We start from the raw sequence: 24,149 nt of genomic DNA, 5'->3' as shown, positions 1-24,149 counted from the left end.
CTTTAGTCACCTAAAGTTGCCGATAAGCACTGCCACATGCTTATCGGCTGGCAAACGATTAATGTTGGGTTTGAGCATCACGCGTAAAAGGTGCTGACTGTTTTTCAAAAAACAGCTTGGTCTCTTCAAGCACAATATGGCGTAATGCGATTAATCCGATCAGATTAGGGATAGCCATTAAACCGTTAACGATATCAGCAATAATCCAAATCATATCAAGGTGCAAGAACGCACCTGATGCCACCAAACCGATAAAAATCAGCTTATAAGGCATCACTGCTTTGGTGCCAAACAAAAACACCACGCAGCGCTCACCGTAATAGTTCCAGCCTAAAATCGTCGTAAAAGCAAAAAACATCAAACCAATAGAGACCATCATAGGGCCTAAAGTTTGCGCATTTAAGCCCACGGCAAATGCATAGGTTGTCATGGCGGCACCAGAAAAATCACTTTGCCATGCTCCAGTTAAAATCAGCGCAAGCCCGGTCATGGTGCAAATAATGATGGTGTCAAAGAAAGTACCAGTCATTGAAATCAACCCTTGTTTTACGCAAGAGTCAGTTTTCGCTGCCGCCGCAGCCATTGGCGCGCTGCCAAGACCAGATTCATTAGAAAATACACCGCGCGCAATCCCTGATTGAATCGCCAGCATGATGCTCGCTCCTAAGAAACCACCGGTCGCGGCTGTGGAAGTGAAAGCAGAAGTGATAACTAAACTGATGGCCGTGAGTAATTGATCGCTGTTGCTGATGATCACACTCAAACACGCAAGGATGTAAAAAAGGGCCATGGCAGGTACCACTTTCCCTGCTACTTTTGCAATTGATTGAATACCACCGACCGTGACAAATGCGACTAACAGCGTTAGAACCACTGCTGATATTTCGCGTGACACACCAAAAGAGATTTCAGTAGCATCTAAAATCGCGTTGACTTGTGGGAATGTACCGATGCCGAAACAAGCGACGCCGATGGCAAATAGGGCGAATAAAACCGCCAAAGTTCGCGAGCCCACGCCATATTGCAGGTAATACATCGGGCCACCAACCATTTGGCCTTTGTCATCCACTTGACGATACTTTACTGCCAGTAAACATTCAGCGTATTTGGTCGCCATACCAAACAGCGCGGCTAACCACATCCAAAATAGCGCGCCTGGCCCACCGAGCTTAATCGCTGTCGCTACGCCAACGATATTACCGGTTCCAATCGTCGCGGAAAGTGCGGTACATAAGGCGGCAAAGCTTGATACATCGCCTTGTTTAGCGGCGTCTTTGTCTTTACTAAACACCATCTTAAGTGCGGTAGGTAAATGTCGAAATTGGATAAGACCGAGACGAAACGTAAAATAGATGCCTGTACCGACCAATAAAATTAAAAGTGGTGGTCCCCAGACAAAGTTGTCTATAGATTCAAGAATAGATTGCAGGTTGTTCATTAGTTCCCCTTAATAAAACGACAGTTAAGGAGAAGAGGGAAAGGGCAGTAATCTGAAAAGATCCCACAAAAAGATCACAGCAGGCCGGTGGTTAAGAAACCACACCTATATATGATTGTAACTTTCCACTCCTCTGTCCTTTTGCCTGAGAGTTTCACCCCAAATAGGGTTTGCTCCTTCGGCGACCGATTAAACGGTTCTCTCCAGAGGTTCCTCCAACTACAGTCCTCGCCAGCTCTCATAAGAGAGAGCATTAGCACCTGAAAGATTTACTTCTTCGGCGAGCCTGTTTACTCATACTTTGAATAAACTAAGGCTACTCTCCTGCAGTCTTCATCGGAACTGATGGTAAGTGTGCTTACCATCAAGGCGAGATATGTTACATAAAGCGTTTTTCAAGACAAGAAAAATTGTGCTTTTGATCTCAATTTACTGCCGTTTGATGGTTTGTTAACCACTATTGAACGTGAATGTAGGATGAGCGGTGAAAACTTTACGCTTGTTGTCGATTGTTCTACTTTTTTCTGACTTATCGCATGTTATAAATGATATACACTACGTTGGAGGATAGGCTTATGACACGACTCATCACCATTATTTTATTGATCGCCATTGCTTTTATTTTTATTCGTTATCGTACCAACGAAAAGTTGCAAAAAGGGGTGGTGGTTTCTTTACTCACTGCTTTTGTCATTTATGCTGCCTCAATTGTGATTACTGAATTAACTCGCTGAGATAGATAGGAGCGAAAGAGTGAACAAACAGACGGACATTGATGCACAAGACGATGTCGTAGTGATTGAAGAACGAGACAAACGCACCTACGTCTACATCGCGTTAGCAGGGGTGTTGGGGTTAGCATTAGGTGGCTTAATCGGTTCAAGTATCACCACGAATAACTGGCAAAAAACATACCATCAGCTAGAAGAAAAATATGAACAGCTCACCCAAGATAAAAGCCAATTAGCTGAAAAAGTGCAATTAAAAGTCGCCAGTGTCGACGCTGAAGTAGCAAATAAACTTCAACAAGCATTAGAAGAGCAACAAAAGCAGTTTCAGCAAGAGCTGGATCAAGCACAGAGCCAATACCAAGCGTTAATGGCAGAAAATAAAGCGCTGCAAGCTAAGCTTAATACACAGGAAAATGCACTAGTGCAAGTTGAGAACAAAAATTCTAAATTAAATCGGCAAGCCGATATGCAAGCAACGATTTTTGAACGTTCACGCGAACTGTTCCAACGTGAATTGAAAATTAAGCAAGAGCTAGAAGCGCTGCAAAAAGAGAAAGAAAGTTTAGTACCTAAGCTAAAAACGCTCAAAATCGATTGTGATGTCTACTTAGAAGGTAAGTCGTGGGATGCAAAATCAGACGCATGTGATAAGCAAGATGAAGCGAATTCAAGAATTAGCCAAATCGATCAGATGATCCAAGTTCACCGCATGGATTTAGAACAAATCAAAGCGTTAACGGAAAATATAGGTTTATAATTTATACAAATCCCACCAATGTTTCTTTAGCAGGCCTCGCGAAAATGAGGCCTGTTTTATCGTAAGGCTTATTCGGTCAAATACGTTGTTAGGAATTCTGCAATCTTCACCATATCATTGATCGCAATATACTCTTCGGTGGTGTGAACTTTCGCCATGCCCGTTGACAAATTGACGGTCACTAATCCTTTTTCGTTAAAGTTGTTTGCATCACTGCCTCCACCAGTACGTTTGGTTTTTGGTGCAATCCCAACCGATTCAAAGCTCTTTTTGATCGCAGCGATATGCGGATGCTCTTCATCCAATACAAAGGCGTTGTAAGCACGAGTAGATTCAATCTCAACCTGCGCGCCATGCTTGTGCGCCGCGGCCTGAAAGGTTGACACCATATGTTCAACTTGTAGGCTCAACTTATCATCATTCAATGAGCGGGCTTCAGCGACAATTCTAAGATCAGGCATGACGATATTCGTTGCGCCACCGCCATGAACAAGGCCGATATTCGCCGTGGTTTCCTCATCAATACGCAGCAATTTCATTTGGGTAATCGCATCGGCTGCGACGGCGATAGCGCTGATACCTTCTTCAGGAGCAAGGCCTGCGTGTGCGGGTTTGCCTTTGATATTAACGATGATTTTTTGCTGTCCTGGGGCGGCTTTAACAATGGTTCCTATTGGACCACCAGTGTCGAGCACAATCGCCTTAGCCGATTGAATATGAGACATATCAAAGTGTTTGGAGCCTTGTAGCCCGCCTTCTTCATGGACGGTGAATGCGATTTCAATGGTTTTATGAGGTTGTTTTTGCGCTTTAATCGTTCGGATCGCCTCCATAATGGCCGCAATACCCGATTTGTCATCGCCGCCTAAAATGGTTTCACCGTTAGAGCGAATGACGCCATTTTCAATGACGGGTGTGATACCAATCCCCGGTTTGACGGTATCCATGTGACAGCTCAGTACGACACTGTCATCGAGTTGTCCTGCTAGGCGAGCATAAAGGTTAAAGCCATTGGAAACATGTTCAGGTACGGGCAGTTTTTGGACTGAAAAACCAAGCTCACCCAATTGTTCAGACAGCGTTTCTGCAATCTGTTTTTCGTTACCCGATTCGCTGTCAATTTGAATTAGTTGCAGAAAGTGCTCAACCAAGCGCTGTTCATTTATCATGGTCATTTTGTTATCTCGTAGGAAACAGAAGCCATACCATATCGCGTGTGGATGACGCGATGTTCTGCGATAAATCAAAGAAGCACGACAAAACAACCGAATTTTTCGCTTATATATAGCTAATGACTATTGTTTTAAACTTAATGATTCACCTGTGTTGGCCTAATGTTTTGTTCGTGTAGCTCGACATATAAAAATCATGTGCGCCTAACACCTCGCCCGATTGTGTGTTTTTTGCCAGAGGTAGCGTCGGCTTTTAATAAATGTAGCTAAAATGTTACGCCGTGCTATTTATCTTACTGAGCAACTGGTTATGATTGACTTGTGATTAACGTGGTCAATTAAGAAAAAGTTATTAATATTCAGTCAAATAAAAACAATTTATCTCTGTAAAATTCGCTAATTTGCTATCCTACTGCTCATTAATAGATTTGTGTAACATTTTTATTACATTAACACTGTTTGTTCTCTGCTAAACCGTTTTTCGTTATAGGGTTCATTTTTGCTGAAAATTACGCCATGTTCGCAATACTCAACACAAACGTTAACAAAAAAGGAGCGCGAGATGACCTCAACATTTAACCCATTGGGAACAGACGGTTTTGAATTTGTGGAGTACACCGCGGCTGATCCCGCTGGAATCGCGCAGTTAAAAGAGCTGTTTACTTCTCTTGGCTTTGCTGAGATAGCCAAGCACCGCTCAAAAGAGGCGTGGTTATATCGTCAAGGGGATATCAATTTTATCGTTAACTCTCAACCCCATAGCCAAGCTGCAGCGTTTGCCAAAGTGCATGGACCTTCAGTGTGTGGGATGGCGTTTCGCGTTCATGATGCATCTGTCGCCATGCAGCATGTGCAGGCAAATGGCGGGCGAGAATACAAAACACAAATTGGCCCAATGGAACTGAGCATTCCTGCGATTTATGGAATTGGCGATAGCTTGCTTTATTTTGTCGATCGTTATGGTAGCCAGAGCATTTATGATGTGGATTTCAAGTTCTATGCCGATGCTAATCAACGAATGACCGACGCCAATGTTGGCTTGTTCGAAATTGACCACTTAACGCATAACGTCAAACAAGGCCACATGGACATTTGGTCTGGCTTTTATGAGCGGATTGGTAACTTCCGTGAAATTCGCTATTTTGATATTGAAGGGAAGCTAACTGGGTTAGTTAGCCGCGCAATGACAGCGCCTTGCGGCAAAATTCGCATCCCAATCAATGAATCGTCTGACGATAAATCACAAATAGAAGAGTTTATTCGTGAATACAATGGTGAGGGGATCCAACACATCGCTTTATCCACTGATGATATCTACCAGACGGTACGTACTCTGCGCGAGCGAGGGATGGATTTCATGCCGACACCGGATACTTACTACGAAAAAGTCAGTGATCGAGTTGAAGGGCATCAAGAAGATGTTGATCAGTTAAAAGCGCTGCGGATCCTGATTGATGGTGCACCGATGAAAGATGGAATTTTGCTGCAAATATTTACTCAAACCGTCATTGGCCCAGTCTTTTTTGAGATCATTCAACGCAAAGGCAATGAAGGGTTCGGGGAAGGTAATTTCAAAGCGTTATTTGAGTCGATTGAAGAAGATCAAATTCGACGAGGAGTACTCAGCGATGCATAAATGGATCACATTTCCTCATCGAGAAGGGGTATGTTCAAACCAAGCTCATGCCGACTTCCCGCAACAGGCCATCTATGAAAGAGAAGCAGGACGCAGTGGCTTTTTTGGCCCTGCGGCCCATTTCCATCACCAACATGCACCGACTGGGTGGAGTGAATGGCAAGGTGAGTTAAGGCCGAGAGCCTTTAATTTTAATTTGATCGAGCAAGCCAAACAAAGTTCACCGTGGAGCGTGCCGCACCTATTGCATAATGCACAATGTAAAGTACGAGTATGGAAGCTGGCTCAAGCGATGGATCATTTAGTGCGTAACGCCGATGGTGATGAGTTACTTTTTATTCATCAAGGAAGCGCTGATTTTTATTGCGATTACGGACACTTGAGCGTTTCACAAGGGGATTATGTGTTGATCCCGCGCTCAACCAATTGGCGGCTGGAGCCAAGTGAGCCGATGTTCATTCTAATGATAGAGAATACGGATGCGGCGTATGCTTTGCCAGAAAAAGGGCTAGTAGGGAACCACGCCATATTCGATCCTGCGGTTTTGCAAGTCCCGTCGATTAATCCAGAGTTTAAAGCGCAGTATTCAGAAAAGACCACCCAAGTTCATTTAAAACGTCATGAGAAAATCAGCGTCATTACTTATCCATTTAACCCATTGGATGCAGTAGGTTGGCACGGTGATCTTTCTGTGGTGAAACTCAACTGGCGAGACATTCGGCCGTTGATGTCGCATCGCTATCATTTGCCGCCCTCCGCTCACACAACGTTTGTTGGCCAAGGTTTTGTGGTCTGCACCTTTGTGCCTCGGCCGATTGAGAGTGACCCCGGCGCTTTAAAGGTTCCGTTTTATCATAACAATGATGATTACGATGAAGTGCTCTTCTACCATGCGGGTGATTTCTTTAGCCGCGATAATATTGAAGCTGGCATGGTCACTTTTCATCCTGCCGGGTTTACCCATGGCCCACATCCGAAAGCGTTCCAAGCTGGGCAAGAGTATAAGAAAAAATTTACCGATGAAGTGGCAGTGATGATTGATACGCGGCATGCATTACACTTTAGTGAGGCGGCGCAGCAGGTTGAAAATCAACAGTACGTCTACAGTTGGAAGAGCGAATAAGAATAAGGAAGTGACATCATGAAGTTAGCTACGCTAAAAAACGGCACAAGAGATGGTTTATTGGTCGTGGTCAGCCATGACTTATCAAAATGCGTTGCTGTGCCTGAGATTGCCGAGCATTTACAGCAAGCCTTAGACCGTTGGCAGGAAACCGCACCGATGCTCAGCAAAATTTACACGGCGCTGAATGAAGGCGAATTGCTGCAAGAGATGCTGTTTGATCAAACCTTGTGTCATTCGCCGCTGCCTAGAGCGTATCAATGGGCCGACGGTTCTGCTTACGTTAACCATGTCGAGTTAGTACGAAAAGCACGAGGTGCGGAGATCCCTGAAAGCTTCTGGAGTGATCCGTTAATGTATCAAGGTGGTTCGGATGCTTTTCTTGGACCGCGTGATGATATTCAAATGCAAGATGAAGCATGGGGAATTGATTTTGAAGCCGAAGTGGCTGTGATCACCGATGATGTCAGAATGGGTGCAACCCCAAGTGAAGCGGCGCAAGCGATTCGATTGGTGATGTTGGTAAATGATGTATCGCTGCGTGGTTTGATCCCTCAAGAGCTTGCTAAAGGATTTGGTTTTTTTCAATCCAAACCGTCTTCAGCATTCTCTCCTGTCGCTGTGACACCCGATGAACTAGGCTGCCATTGGGACGGCGGAAAACTCAACCTGCCATTGCTATCAACCTATAACAATAAACCATTTGGTTGCCCCAATGCTGGCGTGGACATGACGTTTGAATTCCCACAGTTAATTGCTCACGCAACAAAAACGCGCCCCTTGTGCGCGGGCACTATTATTGGCTCTGGCACGGTTTCTAATAAACAGGGAACCGATTTTGGCAGTGCGATTGCTGAAGGAGGTGTCGGTTATTCATGCATTGCAGAAGTGCGGATGATTGAAACCATTCGGGACGGTAAACCAAGCACCGAATTTATGAAGTTTGGTGACAGGATAACGTTAGAAATGCGTGATGATAAAGGGAACAGCTTGTTTGGTTTAATCGATCAACGCGTGGTGAAAGGGTCATGAGTGGCCTCAAGTTATATGGGTATTGGCGCTCTTCAGCCGCTTACCGAGTACGCATCGCACTTCACCTCAAGGCGCTCGATTACCAGTCGATTGCTATCCATTTAGTTAAGGAGGGCGGAGTGCAACATTCAGCCGAGTTTAGCGCTCTCAACCCGAGTGAGTTAATTCCGGTACTGGAAGATAACGGGTATTGCATTACTCAGTCGTTAACCATCATCGAATATTTGGATGACCAATATCCCCAAGTACGTTTGGTTCCGCTATCAGGTAAAGAGAAATATCAGGTTAAAGCACTGGCGCAAGACATTGCTATTGATATTCATCCACTGAACAATCTACGAGTTTTACAATATTTAACGCGTGAACTGGCCGTGGATGAAAGTCAAAAAGGAGACTGGTATCGGCATTGGATAGCTATCGGTTTTCATGCTTTGGAAAAGAAATTGGCGACAGTATCAGGGGAGTACTGTGTTGGTGATCAACTGAGCTTAGTGGATGTTTGTTTAGTACCACAAGTGTATAACGCGGAGCGCTTTAATCTTGATATGGCGCAGTTTCCGATCATCAAACGAATCATTGCTGAGCTTCGTGCTCATCCTGCGTTTATTGCCGCCGCACCAGAAAACCAGCCCGATGCTGAGAGTTAATCGATTAGCCAGCCTTGCGGCTGGCTTTTCTTTGCGCTGTTTATTGAGCATTTGCCACTAAACTTGCATTGCTGTAATTGTTGTATCCATGCAGCAAAATAGAATAGCGGCCCGGTTGAGCATTGGAGAACTGACACGTTTCATTATTGCCACTGCGATAAGGACGGCAGTCGTATTGCTGTAGATCAGCATCAGTTTGATACTTAACGTATAAATCGGCATCGCCGCTTCCCCCTGACAATACAATACTCAAGTTGCCCGCTTCCTGCAGTTCGAATTGATACCAGGTTTTGCTATTTCTGCTGGCCGATAAACCGTCCACAGGTACGCCATTTTTCAGTTGATTGCTCGGTGTAGGCGGTGTTGAGGCGTTACCCATTTCAACCACATAAGCCAATCCAAGTTTAGTAAATTTCACCGCATGAAATCCTGTTGGGTCGGAATTTTGCAGAGTGTCTTGCGGGCTATGAATATTAGGGTTGTAATCATTAAATTTGGATTCAAAAGGCATCGCAGCTGGGTAACCAACCGCATGCCAAGAGGCATGATCAGAGCAGGCATAGCCACAGGTATCAAATCCATAGGTTAATGACGGTAAATATTCATCCAATAGTTGTGTCAAATACTGGGTAAAATTACTGTCAGTATAATCGGTTATGAAGACAATATCTTCGCGTGAACCTTGGTAGTTAGTCATGTCTAACTGCATCACAGACATTACTTTTTTACCTTCGGCTTTAAAACGATTGGCTAAGTCTTGTGAACCTCGAAGGCCCACTTCTTCGGCAGCGTAAGCCATAAAAGCGATGCTGCGTTTAGGACGAAAATTTTGCTCAGACAACAAACGAATGATTTCTGTCACGCCCGCGATACCTGATGCATCGTCATCCGCACCCGGCGCAATGCTACTTTCGTTGGTTCGAGAGCCAAGTGTCGAGTCTAAATGCCCGCCAATCACCACCCATTCGTCAGGTTTTTCAGAGCCTGTAATTGTGAGCATTACCGATTTCTGGTTGTAGCCTGAATGTGTGATTTGTTCCACTTTGCTTGCGGGCAGTGACGCAGAGAGTGAGCGCCAATGATCTGCAATCCAATTCGATGCTTGAGCACCAGTCGAGGTGGTATAAAAGCGATTTTTAAACTGGGTTAAGGTGGTGATGGTACTGGTGATTTGTTGCGCTGATACTGATGGCAACCAAGCATTAACGCTGGTTTGCTGAGTTATTTCTGGTGCACTGAAAGTGTTTAGATTCAGCGGCATTGCGCTGACACTCATCGCACTTTGTGCAGAAGGGTGGACCATATAACCACCACATCGCTGATGATTTTCGTGCATTTCATGTGAAAGCGTCGCTAACTCGCTTACTGGTACTTGCCCAACCCATACTGATGTTTGATTGATAAGATTTTCAGGTAATAGGCTTTGGGCTCCAGAGCGAAGCGCCGTTTGCGTCGCGTCACCACCAATGGAAATCCACACCTTTTCTTCTGCATAAGCGGTACTGAAACAGCCTGCTAGCGCAATCGCCAATAACGTTTGTTTCTGGTTCATTCTCTCCTCCCTGGAGTATTATTATCAACATGATGTTGACCATAAACCCTAGGCCAAAAATAGGAATAATGAGAACAATTCGTTTTATACTCAGTTGTTCATAACGGTTGTCACTAAACTATCAATAAGGTATTTCATCGACTGAAAAAAAGAAAAAAGCCAGCGAAAACTTCAGCTGGCTTAAAGGTTTTAACGCTGTACCCATACTGGATAAGTGAAGAAAATAAGGTGGGAAAAATTAAAGAGAAAGTGGAAGAGTACAGCCGTCCATAAACGCCCGCTTAGATGATAGATCGCGCCGTAGCCAATACCAGCTAATGTGGCAAATAGTACCAAAGTCACGCCGCCAGAAAAATGCGCAAGACCAAATAGGGTACTAGCGAGCGCAATACCGAGCCATAGACCGAATTTTTCACTAACGGCTTTTTGTAAATAGCCCCGGAAAAATGCTTCTTCCACCACACAGGTTAAAAGCAAATTATTGAGAGCAAAGAGCCACCACCAAGTCGGTAAAGATAACTCGGGCTTAATCGCCCCAAGCGCCCATGCGACAAAAAGCAAAGCAAAAAGAGGAATCGACACTTTACCGATCGCGGCCCAACAAATGGTTTGATGGTTGCCAAGGAGTGGCGGCCAAGCGAGTAGCAAAGCAAAAAATACCATAGGTTTATCTAGGTTCAAGTAGAGACGAAAGGGGGAACTATTGGCACCAGCAACCACATTATCCAGCACTTTAGGGTTATTAAAACCAGGAATAGCATGCAGCAGCAGTGCAATTGCCCATAATAGCAACGCACCATGAGCAAACCATTTCCAGCGGCCTTTCAGTTGTGGGATGTAATAAGCACCACATAATCCAATGGCGACATACAGCAGGGCCATTACCGATAATCGGTCTGTGAACCATCCGCCCACTAACGACAGTGCTAGCAAGGTGAATGCTGGACGTAACTGCTTTTGAAAACTGAAGATAACGGCAAAAAGCAGCGGGATCCAAATCCATAATGATGAGTCAAGTATCATAGAGAGTACCTTAGGAAATCATCCATATTATTGAGTGATGACAGAGTGGAAGAGTGGCGCATTATGAAGAATCATTCTCAATAAAGAGATTCTACCAGTCAGCTAAACGCTTGCAGGCTTACAAAAAGCACTGTGGATCGTCACTAAAAATGGCGTCAACTGAGTTGAGATGTTTGAATTTTTTCGGATTATTCACCGTGTAGCACCAAATTTGGTAACCCGCTTGATGTAACTCGGCAATGTGCTTTGCACTGATCCATTGATAGTTAAGGTTACAGCCAAAGGCGTCAATTTCGGCTAACACTTGCTTATCTTTACGCGTTAATCGCTCGCTCAAAACCGCCAATTTATAACCCGGACAATGCTGATAAAGCTCGCGCATGATAGCGTGGCTAAAACTGGAGAGAACAATCTGTTCATTTGGTAATCCACATTGATCCAGTTGCGCTTTAAGCTGAGCAGCGACTTGAGCAACATCGTGTTTATCCACTTTGACTTCAATGTTTAAACCAAGGCTGTGCTGCTTTGCGAGTGTCAGCAACGTCTCTAATGTCATGATGGGTTCGCCTGCAAATTGAGGATCAAACCAACCGCCAAAATCGAACTGTTGTAATTGCTCAAGCGTGTAAGAATCAATGCGCCCTTTACCATTACTGCAACGATTAATGGTGTGATCGTGGCAAACAACCAATATGTGATCTTGAGTCGGTTGCACATCCACTTCAACCCACTTTAGGCCTAAATCAATAGCGGCTTGCACACTCACTTGCGTATTTTCAGGGTAATGGCCGGCCACTCCGCGGTGGCCAATAATCATAGGCTTCATAGCGTTATCTCCACACAATTAAAACCGGCTCAGCATAGCGCGCGCCTTCTATTTTGTCTTCAAATTGATGGAAATGAGAGACGACGCGCTTTGGACATCACTTTCGCTAATGCTATGCTTATCCAACATCAGGCAGGAGGTCTGATCTGTCAAGTAGGGATAACGGTGAAGCTACATACGATCAAAGGCTATATTCAGAATATGTATCTGGCTGAATATCCAGAACGATTATTACTGCTAGACGGTGCAAGTCGAGCAGACATTCCTACGTTGCAGCACTTCATTGAGAATGAACTGAACCGTCCTTTTTCTCATCTTCATACCGTTGTGGTAACTCACATGCATCCAGATCACGCTGGGGCGGCTCATCAATTGCGTGCATTAACGGGTTGTAAAATTATCTCTGCCAATAAAGATCATGATTGGTATTGTGGTTTGGACGGATTTTGTATGCATCTAGCCGATCTTGCGCTTGCGCGTTGGATGGCGAATCGTCTAGGCCGCCCGCGGCAGAATTTATGGTATCCACGTGTCTTAAAGCCTGACATTAAGCTCAACGATGGCGACACTATTCCTCATTTTAACGAATGGCAAATCTTAGAAACCCCAGGGCATACCGACAGAGATTTGTCTGTCTACCATGCACAACAAGGCATTGTGTATGTTGCCGATTTAATGGTTGAAGTGAAAAAGCAGTTGATTGCCCCTTTTCCGATTTTCCATCCCAATCAATATCGCCAGTCACTTGAACGGATCTTCAAGCTCAACCCAGAAACACTGCTTCTTGCACACGGCAAAGAGGGGCGTTTGAGCGAAAAAACCTACCAACACCTGCTAAATACCGCACCTATACGACCCATCACACATTGGCGAGTGGTCAAAATAAAAGTCAAAAGTTTAATGAAGTCTGTTTGGCAATTTGGGGTCAGCAAAGGTAAATAAAGGGTAGGTGGCTTTAAAACTCATCAGCAAAGAGTGTTCGCCGCATACTGTGGTTGTTTGCACCGGAAAAAATCGTTAGAATGCGATCCTTGATGATAATGAGAGCTTTTATCAACAAGGTGATAACACTTCGTTGAAGGTAATGAATAACGTCTATGAATCTTTTAAAAATCAGCTTGTCCTTGGTGGCGACTACCAGTTTGTTCGCAGTAAATGCTTCTACACTCAGTGACGCGAATGCCATCCAAAATAAAACCAATTCGGCTTCAGTCGCCAGCCAACAGAACATCAATCACAGTTCTCAATCAGCGTTGCTGATGCAAGCTGATATCGATCAGTTAAAAGAAGAAGTGAAAAATCTCACTATTTATCGTAATCACTTGGCATCGCTGGTGGAAAACCAGAATCAGGAAGCGCAAAGTCTATCGTCACAAATTGATGAGATAAAACTGACTCGCCAAGGCATCGTTCCTTTGATGTATCAGATGATCGACGGGCTACGTACCCTAATCGAAAACGACAAACCATTAAAGCGCGAAACGCGTTTAGAGCGTTTAGAAAAGCTGGAATCGATGATGGTGCGAGCGGATGTCAGCGATGCTGAAAAATACCGCCGTATTCTTGAAGCGTACCAAATCGAAATTGACTACGGCACTAAACTGGGTGTTTATCAAGGCGCAGTGGTGCTCAATGAAAACAAAACCATTGAAGCTGACATTTTATACGTTGGCCGTTTATCGCTGGTGGCTCGTAGCTTAAATGGCAAACAGTATTGGAACTGGAGCCAACATTCGCACCAATGGACCGATGTCGATAGTGGGCTATATGCCGATTTAGATACCGCTTTCAAAATGGCCAACAATTTAATCACACCGAACTTAATGACGGTTCCTGTTTCACTTGAGTTAGTAGAGGAGCAAAGCAAATGAAGATGGTTTTCTCTCTCTCATCACTCTGTTTAACACTATTGGCTTTCAACAGCTTTGCTTCTACGGAATTAGTCAGCAACGCCAAAGTGGAAAACAAACAGCAGCAGCAGCACAATATCGAACGCGAAGCGGATTTTAAACAAACCGAACAGCAGCTACGCCGCGCCAAAGCAGAGCTAGAAGCTCAGCGCCAAGATTTACAAGCGCAAGCGGATAAGCTAAACACGCAATTCAGTAATAATGAAAACCGACTAGCACGTTTAGAAGAGCAGCTTCGCTTAGAAACAGGAAGCCTTGGAGAGCTGTTTGGTGTGGTACGCCAAAATGCCAAAGCATTAAGCAGTGAATTGGAATCTTCCATCACTGCGGTTGATCGCCATCAGTATACATCGCGGGTACAAGAAATTGTCGCCGCAAAATCTTTACCCTCGATGCCGCAGCTGACGGGGTTATGGCACAGCTATGTTGAACAGATCATCGCCAGTGGTGAGCTAAGCCGCGTTCAGATCGCATTTATCAATGGTGACGGTGTCACGAAAAATGTGGCCGCTTATCGTATTGGAACCTTTGGTTTGGTGACAGAGCAAGGTTATGTCAAATGGAACGGGGATAAACAAGCCGCCACCGCTTATTTGAAACAACCGGACAATGGGCCTATTTTCTCTGGCCTAAATACGGGAGAAATCGAAAGCTTAGTGGTCGATCCTTCGCGTGGCATCATGCTTGAACAGCTAGCCCTTACGCCAACGTTAGCCGAACGGCTACAAATGGGTGGTGCGGTCGGTAACATCATTTTGGTACTGCTTGGTATTGGTTTAATCATCGCTTTCTATCGCGGCTTCGCATTGGTGATGACTCACCACAAGATCAAAGCGCAGCTTAAAGATGTACAGAAAATTGGTAATAACCCATTGGGGCGTGTACTCAGCGTCTATAACAAAGAGCAAAATCGCAGCGTAGAAGCGTTGGAGCTGCGCTTGCTGGAAGCGGTGGTCGATGAACAAGCGCATTTGGAAAAAGGCTTATCGATGCTGAAGTTATTAGCTGCGATTGCGCCGATGCTTGGGCTATTGGGTACGGTGACCGGCATGATTGAAACCTTCCAAGTGATCACACAATTTGGTAACGGTGATCCAAAAGTAATGGCGGGCGGTATTTCAATGGCCTTGGTGACTACCGTTCTGGGTTTAGTCTCTGCGATTCCACTATTATTAGCTCATAATATCTTAAGCTCTCAAGCCGAAAATATTCGCTCTATTTTAGAAAAACAGGGGATTGGCCTCGTTGCTGCGCAAGCAGAGCAAGAATGCCAAGCTTCAATGAGGAATGCGGCGTAATGAACAGCGTATTGCCAAGCGCACTGCTCAGCAATGACTGGCTAACAACCTTGCAGCAGTTTATGCAGCAAGGGGGTATCGTCTTATGGTGGCTAGCTGGGGTGGTGGCGCTTTATTGGTTGTTGATCATCGAACGCGTACTGTTTGTGGTGTTGAGCTTTCCTAAATATCGAAAAGGGTGGTTAGAACAATGGCATCAACGCACGGAACATCATTCATGGTATGCCCATGCGATTCGCGAAGGTTGGCTTGGTGAAGCACAGCAGATGCTGCGCCACAACCTTAACATGATCAAACTGCTCGTCACACTTTGCCCAATGTTAGGGCTGCTCGGCACAGTCACCGGAATGATCTCTGTGTTTGATGTGATGGCAAATCAAGGCAGTAGCGATCCTAAATTGATGGCATCTGGCATTTCATTGGCCACATTACCGACAATGGCCGGAATGGTTGCGGCCCTTGCGGGCATGTTTGTGCATGCTCGTCTTGCAAAAAAGTGTCATCTACTTGAATTAAAATTAGAAAAATCGTTAAGGAGTTTGCGATGAGATTAGGCAGACGCCAACCAAGAAATGATGAGGCGCAGATAGACTTAACATCGATGCTCGACATCGTCTTTATCATGCTGATTTTTTTCATTGTCACCAGCTCATTTGTTCGTGAATCAGGTGTTGAGGTTAACCGTCCTCAAGCTTCTCACGCGGTGAGTCAGAAAGATGCGGGTATTTTTGTCGCTATCAATGCATCCAATGATATTTACATCGACAAACGCTTGATTGATGTTGAACGTGTAGAGGCCACCCTAGAACATCTGCTACTCGAACAACCAGATGCGGCGTTAGTGATTCAAGCGGATGAACATGCTTATAACGGTACGGTTGTTAAAGTGATGGATGCGGCCAAAGGGGCCGGAGTGAAAAATATCGCATTGGCGGCGGAGAAGCGTTAATGGGACGTTTACTGCTTGCTTTGCCAATTGCAGGAGCGATTTCGCTGGCGTTGTTCAGTTTTATGGCGTGGATGGTGGATAACGGTAACCAACGCGCTGTAAAACCAACTCAAGCACTGCGATTTAACATGGTGATGATGGAACAAGAACACGATTTACAGCGTCGCCAACGTAGCGTTCCGGAACCTTTAAAGTTGCCTGAGCCGCCACCGCAAGCACAAGTGACACAGTCAAAAACTACCGCTACGGCCGCTACATCACTCACTAGTTTACCAGCTTTGGGTTTGGATACCGCGCTTAATGGGGTGGCGATTAGCGCACCAACTTTTGGTGATTTCGGTTCAAACCAGCAAGCAATGCCGTTATATCGTATCGAGCCTGTTTATCCAAGCCGAGCCCTAAAGCGAGGTGTAGAAGGTTTCGTTACATTAAGCTTTACCATTGATACAACAGGAAAAGCCGTCGACATCAATGTCGTCGATGCCAATCCTAAACGTATGTTTGAGCGTGAAGCGATGCAAGCGCTGAAAAAATGGAAGTATCAACCTCAGATTGTCGACGGTAAAGCCATTGAGCAGCCGGGACAAACCGTGACTGTGGAGTTTAAAATCGCCAAATGATGAAACGTATGTTGATTGGCTTATCACTTGTTATCGGCTCGCTCTCTTTAAATGCGAGCGAATTAAGTGCGACAACAGTCCTGAAAGTGCAAAAAGCACAGCAATTTGCATTAGAAGAGAACCTCACTCAAGCCATTGAGGTACTGAGCAGTGTTGAAACGTCACGTCTTTACGATAAAGCATTTGTCGCCCGAATGCTTGGTGTGTTTTATTGGCAAAGTGGTCAGCCCAAAGCGGCTATCAAACAGATCAAGTACGCTGTAGAGAGTGGAGAGCTGCAAGATGAGCAGGCATGGACCACCGAACGTATGCTGGCTGATCTGTATGTTAATGAACAACAATTTGAACAGGCGTTACCGCACTACTACCAATTATTGAAATCCGTTCCGCCTTCACAAAAAGTAGACGATCTGTGGTTGCGTATCGCACAGACCCACTACCAAATTGCACAATGGAAAAAAGTGCTGCATGCGTTGGATAAATACCAAACCGTGACACCACTTAATACTAAAAACCCACTGTCACTTAAATTAGGTGCGCAGCTTCAGCTAGAACAATGGAAGGCGGCCATTCCAACTTTAGAAAAACTGATCATGCTGGAGCCTGACCAAGCCAGTTGGTGGCGACAGTTGGTCGGTTTACATCTGCGTTTAGATCAGCGTCGTCAAGCATTAAACAGTCTAGCGTTAGCCAAATTACAAGGTGTGGAATTAACCGATAAGGATAAACACTTGCTCGCGCAGTTGTATGCGCAAAATGGCATTCCAGAACGTGCGGCGCAAGTTCTGCAAACATTATCTGATGCTGATCAAGACTTAACTTTACTGAAAGAGCAAGCCACTTACTGGCAGCAAGCCAAAGAGTGGCAAGCCGCGATCAGAACGTGGACAAAAGCAGCTGAACAGGATGAGCAATATTATTGGCAAGTGGCGCTGCTGTACAACCAGCAAGGGCAATTTAAAGAAGCGTTACAGGCGTTGGATAAAGTCACCACGCGCGAGAAAAAAGCCGATGTCGCGTTAGCGCGAGTTCATGCGCTGTACAAACTCAATCAACTCGATAATGCTCTATACCAAGCCAAGCAAGCTGAAAACCTAAATCCATCAAGCCATGCCAAAGGATGGATCAAATTCCTTTCTCGTTTACAAAAAGTTCAGCAAGCGCAAACTGCTAATATCTGATCATAGCGCCTCATCTGGCCCGATGATGAGGCGTCTGACCTTTTACGATTTTTGAATCGTCATTATCAAGACTGACATTGGTTCGGTTTTGCCTATCTTAGTGATAAAGAGAACCTATTATTGTCTTTCTGATTTTTTCCGTACCATAACGTTTAACGATGAAGTACAGAGAGAGAATCATGATGAAAGCGTTAGTGGTTGAAGGTGGTGCGATGCGCGGCATTTTTGCCAGTGGAGTCTTGGATAGTTTTTTACAACATCAGCATAACCCATTTGATTTTGTATTAGGTGTTTCAGCTGGAGCTTCAAACTTAATCGGCTACCTTGCGCAGCAACCGAGACGCAGTTATCACGTTGTAACTCAGCTTGCCACCGACCGTCTTTTTTTTAACCCAATTCGCTTTATTAAGGGGGGAAATCTCGTCGATGTGCGTTGGCTAATTGATGAGTCCAACCGACGTTATCCGATTGATGAAGACAAACTGTTTAACTCAGTCCCTTTCTTTGCCGTTGCAACCAATATCGAAACGGGTAAAGTCGATTATTATCGAGTGACTCAAGAAAACTTGAGCACGGCCATTGAGGCAACATCCGCGCTACCGATAGTTTATAAGCACACGCCTTGTTTCCATGGTGGTTGCTACACTGATGGAGGGGTTGCTGACTCGATCCCTGTTAAAGAAGCGTATCGCCGTGGAGCACGAGATATTACGGTTGTTTTATCACATCCACTTAGCTATATCATGTCGCCCCCTAAAAGTAAGTGGATGATGAAAAAACTTTTTTCACGCCATCCAAATATGGCTAAATCAATGCTATTTCGTGCGAAACATTACAACCAATCACTTGAATTTATTCGTAACCCACCTTCTGATGCCATCATTCGAGTAATCGCGCCACCTGAAGGGTTTCCCGTAAAGAGATTGACGATGAAGTTACCTTTGCTCAACATAGGCTATGACATGGGCTTAAAAGCAGGGCAAAATCATTTGGAGTGGCTTGAATACACACATGCAGCCTAAAAACGCTTAGGTTTTAAAGGCTGATAAAACACTATCTACATGTCGTAACTGTCTATGTAATAAGCTGTTTTTTAGAGATGATTGAGTATGAATTTCATCGCAATTTATCTTGTTTATGGTTTTCATATGAGTGGCACGTGCTAAGTATGTACCACATTTTGATTGATCGAGCCTGATGGCATGCAACTGAAACTATCGCTACTCTCCATCGCTTTATTGAACACAATTCCTGTCACTGCAACGGAAAACTCTCAGATGTTTATTCCGGTCACAGCAGCCAATAGTTACCAACATGGCATTGATGTTGCTGAGTACTGGAAAAGTGAAAAACTGGATGGAATTCGCGCCGTCTGGAATGGACAATATCTTCATACGCGTAATGGTAATAAGATAAATGCGCCTGCTTGGTTTACTGCACCATTACCTAATAAAGCATTAGAAGGAGAGCTTTGGGCTGGACGAGGTCAATTTCATCACGTTCAACAAACGGTATTGGATACCATACCAACCGATGAAGCGTGGCAAAGCATCCGCTTTATGCTGTTTGATATGCCCGAAGCGATCGGTGACTACCAAAAGCGATACCGCAATCTCATCCACTTATCCTCACTCATGAATGCTCCGCACATTACCTATATTGAACATTCACCAATTCACTCAGAAAAAGAGCTGCTTGGGTATTTAGACAACGTAAGTGATGGGCAGGGTGAAGGGGTGATGCTGCGAAAAATTAATGCCCATTACCAAGCCGGCCGCAGTAACGATTTACTTAAGCTTAAAAAACACCAAGATGCTGAAGCTACGGTCATTGGTTATAAACTGGGTTCTGGCAAATATCAAGGTATGATGGGATCAGTGCTAGTGCGCTTAGAAAACGGTGTTGAGTTCTATATCGGCAGCGGTTTTTCTGATGAGATCAGAAATAATCCGCCAAAGATCGGATCCATTATTACTTTTCGTTTTAATGATCTCACTGCAGAAGGAAAACCAAGATTTGCACGTTTTATGAGAGAAAGGCCAGCAATATAAATAAGGCCAGACAATGTCTGACCTTATTATTTCATCGCAACGCCTTTTCGCCACGTTGAAATTCAGAGAATCAAGCTGTTATTTCGATGCAAAATCGAGTTGCACGCTATCGGCTTGTTGATGCATCCAGTGTAAGCGGATACCCAGCATTAAAGCAGCAGAAGATAAGCCAACGATAAATCCTATCCAGAACCCACTGGCACCCATAGGTTCGACAATGAAATCTGTCATTGCTAATACATAGCCCGTTGGCAAGCCAATCATCCAATAAGCGATAAAGGTACGATTAAAAATAGCCGTCATGTCTTTATAACCACGTAGCGCTCCTGCTGCAACGACTTGAATCGCATCCATACATTGATAAATAGCCGCAAAAATAAGCAACTGCATCGCCATGGCTACAACGGCTTGGTTTTCCGTATAAAGCAAAGCCACATATTCACGAAATAGAACCGTTAACGTCGCCGTGATAATTGCAGTAGATAAACCGACTAACAAGCCAACCTGTGAAGCGATGGTTGCCCCTTCAATATTTTTTTCGCCCAGCTTATGGCCAACACGGATGCTCACTGCCGCACCGATACTCATCGGTAACATAAAAATTAATGATGAGAAATTCAAAGCGACTTGGTGAGCCGCCACCACCAATGAACCGAGTGGAGCGACCAGCAATGCGACCACAGCAAATAGAGTAACTTCAAAAAATATCGCTGCCGCCACAGGAAAACCAAGCTTGAATAAGCGAATTTGCGCTTTCAATTGTGGTTTATGGAATTCACCAAAGATATTAATGTGCGCCATGCGTTTAGAAGTGACGACATAAAACAGCAGCATAAAAAACATCAACCAATAGACAATTGCCGTCGCCACACCACAACCCACACCGCCTAGCTCTGGTGCGCCAAATTTTCCGTATACGAAAATCCAGTTAAGTGGAATGTTAACTAATAAGCCCGCGAAACCAATCACCATAGCGGGTTTCGTCAGTGAGATACCATCCGTGAAACTGCGCAATGCTTGAAATAGTAAATAAGAAGGTACGGCAAACATCACGGCGTACATGTACCCGTTAGTTTTTTCAGCCATCAACGGCTCAATATCCATCCACCCCAAAATCCATTGAGTTTGAAAAAGAACACCAATAATGGGAATAGAGACAAACAACGCTAGCGCTGCGCCTTGCTGTATTTCAAAAGGAATTTTCTTTTGCCGCCCTGAACCATTGAGTTGTGCCACAACGGGAACCAACGCCATTAACAACCCAACACCAAACAGAATCGAAGGTAGCCAAATACTTGCCGCGATCGATACCGCAGCCATATCAATCGCACTCACACCACCAGCCATGACAGTATCTACAAAGCCCATTCCAGTTTGAGCAATAGAGGCAATCAACACAGGTGTTGCCAATTTGATTAAATTTGAAGCTTCTTGTTTATAACGATGCACAAATATCTCCAGAGGAAGGACAAGCAAAAATCGCGACCAATAATCAACTTATCGCGTAGGCATGGATGATAAAGAAATGTCACACTAAGCTCCATGAAAAACTGATGAAATTACCTAATGTTTATTGGGAAGGTTGCTCGTCGCGCTATATGCGGTGAAATCTATTTCAGACAAAGCTTGATTAGGCTAGATAGGAGGGCTTGGCGTGTTGCACGTAACCATTAAGAAGAGCGCTTGCCAAGCGCTCACTTTTTAAAAGATTTGTTCATCATCGGCATCAACAAACAACTCTATTTTGTCTAAACGTTCATCGACCATCATATTGAGATGAATCGCATGGCAACAGGCGGGGCAATCGTCATAAAACTCTTGGCTACCATTTGATGCATCTAGGGTGATCCGAATGGAATGACCGCAGTGAGGGCAGTTGACCATTCTTTCCGTATAATTTTTCATATCTCTTTCCTTACATCCTTGGAGATACCTTAATACTAAGTCGCTAAGTTCCTTTAAGCGGTAAATTAAGTTCAAACTTTGAATTGGCCCATAAAACAACAAAAGAGCCATTTATTAAGGCTCATTTGTTGTCTATACAGCTCGGTTGTTTACACCGTTAAAAGGAGAGGATTTTCTTGATCAAACTTTCCGCTTCGACCAGATAGTGGCCACCAAATTGATTGTAGTGATTGAGGACATGATAGAGGTTATAAATATTCTTACGTTCCACATAGTCCAAACTCAAAGGTAAGATACTCTCATAGCCTTGGTAAAACTCAGGTTGAAAACCTTCAAATAACTCTGTCATTGCGATATCGCATTCACGATCACCCCAATAACAGGCGGGATCGTAGCAAATTGGACCAAATACAGAGTTTGCCACATTCCCGTGCCACAAATCTCCATGCAGCAGAGATGGGCGAGGGCTATGGTTAGCTAAGCGAGATTGGACAACATCGACCAACTCGCTGATATTGAACAACTCAATTCCTTTTTCACGCAACAATTGCAATTGCCAGCCGATACGTTGTTCTGCAAAAAAACGACCCCATTTTTTGTCCCACGGATTTGGCTGCAAAGTGGAACCAATATAATTGTCTGCATCAAACCCATACTCTTTTTGTTCTCCCCATTGATGCAGTTTGGCCAGTTGTACACCGAACTCATAGCTGTTCGTCGCGTTATCTAGGGGTTTGGTTGGTAGATAGTTTAGAACAATGAAAGCATGATTTTTACTGGTTCCAATCATCACTAGCTCGGGAACCTGTACTGTTGACGTTTCACGAAGCGAACGTAGGTTTTCACCCTCAATCTCAAACTTAGCTAAGAAGTCTCGTGTGTTCACTTTAACAAAATAGCGTTGCTCGCCATCGCTGATCATGTAGCAATCACTAATGTCACCACCGCTGACTTTTTCTTTTTCAACAGGGTTAAATTCAAACATGAGCGTATCGGATAACTGCTGAATGAGAGTTTGCCACATAACGACCTCTGCCTTGATTTACTTAATAATTCGTAGTTTAGGTCATGGTTACGAATATTTCAGAAGTGCGTGACACATAATTTAGCCACTTTCCTTTTGAGGGAGCACCAATGCTCATAAATGTGATTAAGTGCAAGAATTTGCAGATACGAATACAGAAATAGTATTAAAAATAACGCTATATTTTTCATAAGTTGATCTTGCTTAGGTGCTAGTAACCCAATTTATAGGATGGCGTATCCTACTTTGAGGAAAATAAATGCTCGTGAAATAGATGCTTATCAAGAAATCGCGGGAAATTTGAACGTCTAAACTATCAAATCTGTGAAAATGGGCTGACATGGCTTAGTATTATTGAAGGTACAGTGATTACTAGCAATTTAGCGGTAAAGCGGAGAATTAAAGTGGTTGTAGAAACCGATGGTTATTTGGCTCTGATAGAGCATCTCTCTTTTAATATGGATGTGTTCACATCAGGCGGAGATATTGGCGCTGAAAGTGTAGAAGATGTTGTGACCGACATGGTTTCAAGCAACATCATGGCTATTTTTGAACAAAACCCTGAGCTACATTCCAGTGTTCGATTCCAGTTGCTCAAAGAAGCCGATTCTGTAGTGGAAGATCTTGGTGAAGTATTGGCGGGTGTTTGGAGTAAACCTGCGACCAACGAACAGATCCTTTTTCTTGATGAATACATCGCCTTAGTGAAGAATCTGTTCGATACTGCCGTTGCGAAGTACGACTAATTGAAGTATGACTAATCAGAGTTAGGCGGGCTTATAATCCGCCTAAATTGCCAGAATTTAGAAGCCCAATAGGGGTTATCGATTCTTGAGATCATCACACCTTTAGACGTAGAGGCATGCATGAATTTTTTGTCTCCTAGATAGACTCCAACATGATTGCTCGTCCTTGATGTTTTAAAAAAGACCAAATCCCCGCGCTGCGCATTTTGATAATTTACCTCAAACCCCGTTTGACTCTGTGAGCGTGTGGTTCGTGGTAGAGGGATCTGCCATACATCTTTAAACGCTATTTGCACAAATGCTGAGCAGTCGACTCCGTTCAACGTTTCACCACCTAATCGGTACGGCACTCCTTGCCAGCGCTGAAAAACCGTGCCTAATCCATCGTCTTTATCTTGAACAATTGACAGAATCTCTTCTTGAGTAACATAAGTAGGGCCAAAATTGGACGAAATAGGCGATCCTACGCAACCCGTTAGCACACTAGTTATTGATAATGCGAAGAGTATTGGACTTTTAATCATTTAT

At 44.3% G+C, this 24,149-nt stretch carries 25 protein-coding genes and 1 riboswitch; of the genes, 16 read left to right on the top strand and 9 right to left on the bottom strand.

The window, feature by feature from the left end; genetic code table 11:
• Positions 1-58 precede the first annotated feature (58 nt).
• Positions 59-1,438 carry an alanine/glycine:cation symporter family protein gene (locus PL85_RS03770; RefSeq protein WP_115339805.1) on the bottom strand — a complete coding sequence of 460 codons (1,380 nt, stop codon included), beginning with the start codon at positions 1,436-1,438 and terminating at the stop codon, positions 59-61.
• 123 nt (positions 1,439-1,561) lie between these two features.
• Positions 1,562-1,655, bottom strand: a riboswitch (glycine riboswitch).
• Between the two features lie 358 nt (positions 1,656-2,013).
• On the opposite strand from PL85_RS03770, the gene PL85_RS03765 reads away from it, so the two are divergent.
• Both PL85_RS03765 and PL85_RS03760 read left to right on the top strand, forming a co-directional pair.
• Complete coding sequence (locus PL85_RS03765; RefSeq protein WP_010319274.1) at positions 2,014-2,172, top strand: hypothetical protein; 159 nt, start codon at positions 2,014-2,016, stop codon at positions 2,170-2,172.
• 19 nt (positions 2,173-2,191) lie between these two features.
• A complete protein-coding gene (locus PL85_RS03760) occupies positions 2,192-2,926 on the top strand; it encodes a chromosome partitioning protein ParA (RefSeq protein WP_115339804.1) in 735 nt (244 codons plus the stop codon).
• A 68-nt stretch (positions 2,927-2,994) separates the two neighbouring features.
• Here the strand turns inward: PL85_RS03760 and PL85_RS03755 are convergent, their stop codons facing one another.
• The gene (locus tag PL85_RS03755) at positions 2,995-4,101 is read right to left on the bottom strand and encodes a M20/M25/M40 family metallo-hydrolase (RefSeq protein WP_115339803.1); all 1,107 of its coding nucleotides are present in this window, start codon (positions 4,099-4,101) and stop codon (positions 2,995-2,997) included.
• Positions 4,102-4,660: 559 nt separating this feature from the next.
• On the opposite strand from PL85_RS03755, the gene hppD reads away from it, so the two are divergent.
• From hppD to maiA, 4 genes are read left to right on the top strand one after another with little or no spacing between them, the layout of a single operon-like run.
• The gene (gene hppD / locus PL85_RS03750) at positions 4,661-5,734 is read left to right on the top strand and encodes a 4-hydroxyphenylpyruvate dioxygenase (RefSeq protein WP_013856844.1); all 1,074 of its coding nucleotides are present in this window, start codon (positions 4,661-4,663) and stop codon (positions 5,732-5,734) included.
• Complete coding sequence (locus PL85_RS03745) at positions 5,727-6,857, top strand: homogentisate 1,2-dioxygenase (RefSeq protein WP_115339802.1); 1,131 nt, start codon at positions 5,727-5,729, stop codon at positions 6,855-6,857. Before hppD ends, PL85_RS03745 begins: the two co-directional genes overlap by 8 nt.
• Positions 6,858-6,875: 18 nt before the next feature.
• Positions 6,876-7,889, top strand: a complete 1,014-nt coding sequence (locus PL85_RS03740) for a fumarylacetoacetate hydrolase family protein (RefSeq protein ID WP_115339801.1) — start codon at positions 6,876-6,878, stop codon at positions 7,887-7,889.
• Positions 7,886-8,536: a maleylacetoacetate isomerase gene (gene maiA / locus PL85_RS03735; RefSeq protein ID WP_115339800.1), complete on the top strand. Its 651-nt coding sequence runs from the start codon at positions 7,886-7,888 to the stop codon at positions 8,534-8,536. Before PL85_RS03740 ends, maiA begins: the two co-directional genes overlap by 4 nt.
• 40 nt (positions 8,537-8,576) lie before the next feature.
• Here the strand turns inward: maiA and PL85_RS03730 are convergent, their stop codons facing one another.
• From PL85_RS03730 to PL85_RS03720, 3 genes are all read right to left on the bottom strand, one after another.
• Complete coding sequence (locus tag PL85_RS03730) at positions 8,577-10,088, bottom strand: M28 family metallopeptidase (RefSeq protein ID WP_115339799.1); 1,512 nt, start codon at positions 10,086-10,088, stop codon at positions 8,577-8,579.
• Between the two features lie 189 nt (positions 10,089-10,277).
• Entirely contained in the window at positions 10,278-11,111 is an 834-nt protein-coding gene (locus PL85_RS03725) for a CPBP family intramembrane glutamic endopeptidase (protein WP_115339798.1), read from the bottom strand.
• Positions 11,112-11,229: 118 nt separating this feature from the next.
• Complete coding sequence (locus PL85_RS03720; protein WP_115339797.1) at positions 11,230-11,937, bottom strand: glycerophosphoryl diester phosphodiesterase; 708 nt, start codon at positions 11,935-11,937, stop codon at positions 11,230-11,232.
• A gap of 165 nt (positions 11,938-12,102) precedes the next feature.
• Between PL85_RS03720 and PL85_RS03715 the strand changes: the two genes are divergently transcribed.
• The 9 genes from PL85_RS03715 to PL85_RS03675 all read left to right on the top strand — a co-directional run bounded on the left by PL85_RS03715 (position 12,103) and on the right by PL85_RS03675 (position 19,946).
• The gene (locus PL85_RS03715; RefSeq protein WP_115339916.1) at positions 12,103-12,879 is read left to right on the top strand and encodes an MBL fold metallo-hydrolase; all 777 of its coding nucleotides are present in this window, start codon (positions 12,103-12,105) and stop codon (positions 12,877-12,879) included.
• Positions 12,880-13,034: 155 nt separating this feature from the next.
• On the top strand, positions 13,035-13,808 hold the full coding sequence (locus PL85_RS03710) for a DUF3450 domain-containing protein (RefSeq protein WP_115339796.1): 774 nt from the start codon (positions 13,035-13,037) through the stop codon (positions 13,806-13,808).
• Complete coding sequence (locus tag PL85_RS03705; protein ID WP_115339795.1) at positions 13,805-15,145, top strand: MotA/TolQ/ExbB proton channel family protein; 1,341 nt, start codon at positions 13,805-13,807, stop codon at positions 15,143-15,145. Before PL85_RS03710 ends, PL85_RS03705 begins: the two co-directional genes overlap by 4 nt.
• Entirely contained in the window at positions 15,145-15,693 is a 549-nt protein-coding gene (locus tag PL85_RS03700; protein ID WP_017047623.1) for a MotA/TolQ/ExbB proton channel family protein, read from the top strand. The genes PL85_RS03705 and PL85_RS03700 overlap by 1 nt, the downstream gene beginning before the upstream one ends.
• Positions 15,690-16,094, top strand: a complete 405-nt coding sequence (locus PL85_RS03695) for an ExbD/TolR family protein (protein WP_013856855.1) — start codon at positions 15,690-15,692, stop codon at positions 16,092-16,094. Before PL85_RS03700 ends, PL85_RS03695 begins: the two co-directional genes overlap by 4 nt.
• Positions 16,094-16,714, top strand: coding sequence for an energy transducer TonB (locus PL85_RS03690; protein ID WP_115339794.1), 621 nt, complete (start codon positions 16,094-16,096; stop codon positions 16,712-16,714). The genes PL85_RS03695 and PL85_RS03690 overlap by 1 nt, the downstream gene beginning before the upstream one ends.
• Positions 16,711-17,895: a tetratricopeptide repeat protein gene (locus PL85_RS03685; RefSeq protein WP_115339793.1), complete on the top strand. Its 1,185-nt coding sequence runs from the start codon at positions 16,711-16,713 to the stop codon at positions 17,893-17,895. Before PL85_RS03690 ends, PL85_RS03685 begins: the two co-directional genes overlap by 4 nt.
• 158 nt (positions 17,896-18,053) lie before the next feature.
• Positions 18,054-18,917 (top strand): patatin-like phospholipase family protein, encoded by an 864-nt coding sequence (locus PL85_RS03680; RefSeq protein ID WP_115339792.1) that lies wholly within the window; start codon positions 18,054-18,056, stop codon positions 18,915-18,917.
• Between the two features lie 186 nt (positions 18,918-19,103).
• Positions 19,104-19,946: a DNA ligase gene (locus PL85_RS03675; RefSeq protein ID WP_445285853.1), complete on the top strand. Its 843-nt coding sequence runs from the start codon at positions 19,104-19,106 to the stop codon at positions 19,944-19,946.
• A 78-nt stretch (positions 19,947-20,024) separates the two neighbouring features.
• On the opposite strand, the gene PL85_RS03670 is transcribed toward PL85_RS03675, so the two are convergent.
• The 3 genes from PL85_RS03670 to PL85_RS03660 all read right to left on the bottom strand — a co-directional run bounded on the left by PL85_RS03670 (position 20,025) and on the right by PL85_RS03660 (position 22,875).
• Positions 20,025-21,395 carry an MATE family efflux transporter gene (locus PL85_RS03670; protein WP_026027236.1) on the bottom strand — a complete coding sequence of 457 codons (1,371 nt, stop codon included), beginning with the start codon at positions 21,393-21,395 and terminating at the stop codon, positions 20,025-20,027.
• 252 nt (positions 21,396-21,647) lie between these two features.
• Positions 21,648-21,851 (bottom strand): CPXCG motif-containing cysteine-rich protein, encoded by a 204-nt coding sequence (locus PL85_RS03665; RefSeq protein WP_010320526.1) that lies wholly within the window; start codon positions 21,849-21,851, stop codon positions 21,648-21,650.
• A 157-nt stretch (positions 21,852-22,008) separates the two neighbouring features.
• Positions 22,009-22,875, bottom strand: coding sequence for a fructosamine kinase family protein (locus tag PL85_RS03660; protein ID WP_017042505.1), 867 nt, complete (start codon positions 22,873-22,875; stop codon positions 22,009-22,011).
• Positions 22,876-23,279: 404 nt separating this feature from the next.
• On the opposite strand from PL85_RS03660, the gene PL85_RS03655 reads away from it, so the two are divergent.
• Positions 23,280-23,621, top strand: a complete 342-nt coding sequence (locus tag PL85_RS03655; protein ID WP_026027237.1) for a DUF3802 family protein — start codon at positions 23,280-23,282, stop codon at positions 23,619-23,621.
• Between the two features lie 11 nt (positions 23,622-23,632).
• Here the strand turns inward: PL85_RS03655 and PL85_RS03650 are convergent, their stop codons facing one another.
• A complete protein-coding gene (locus tag PL85_RS03650; protein ID WP_019282160.1) occupies positions 23,633-24,145 on the bottom strand; it encodes a C40 family peptidase in 513 nt (170 codons plus the stop codon).
• Positions 24,146-24,149 lie beyond the last annotated feature (4 nt).

The organism is Vibrio anguillarum, assembly GCF_001989995.2.
Taxonomy (GTDB): domain Bacteria; phylum Pseudomonadota; class Gammaproteobacteria; order Enterobacterales; family Vibrionaceae; genus Vibrio; species Vibrio anguillarum.
Note: the sequence above shows the minus strand (reverse complement) of the source record. Positions and strands in the feature narration are given on the sequence as shown.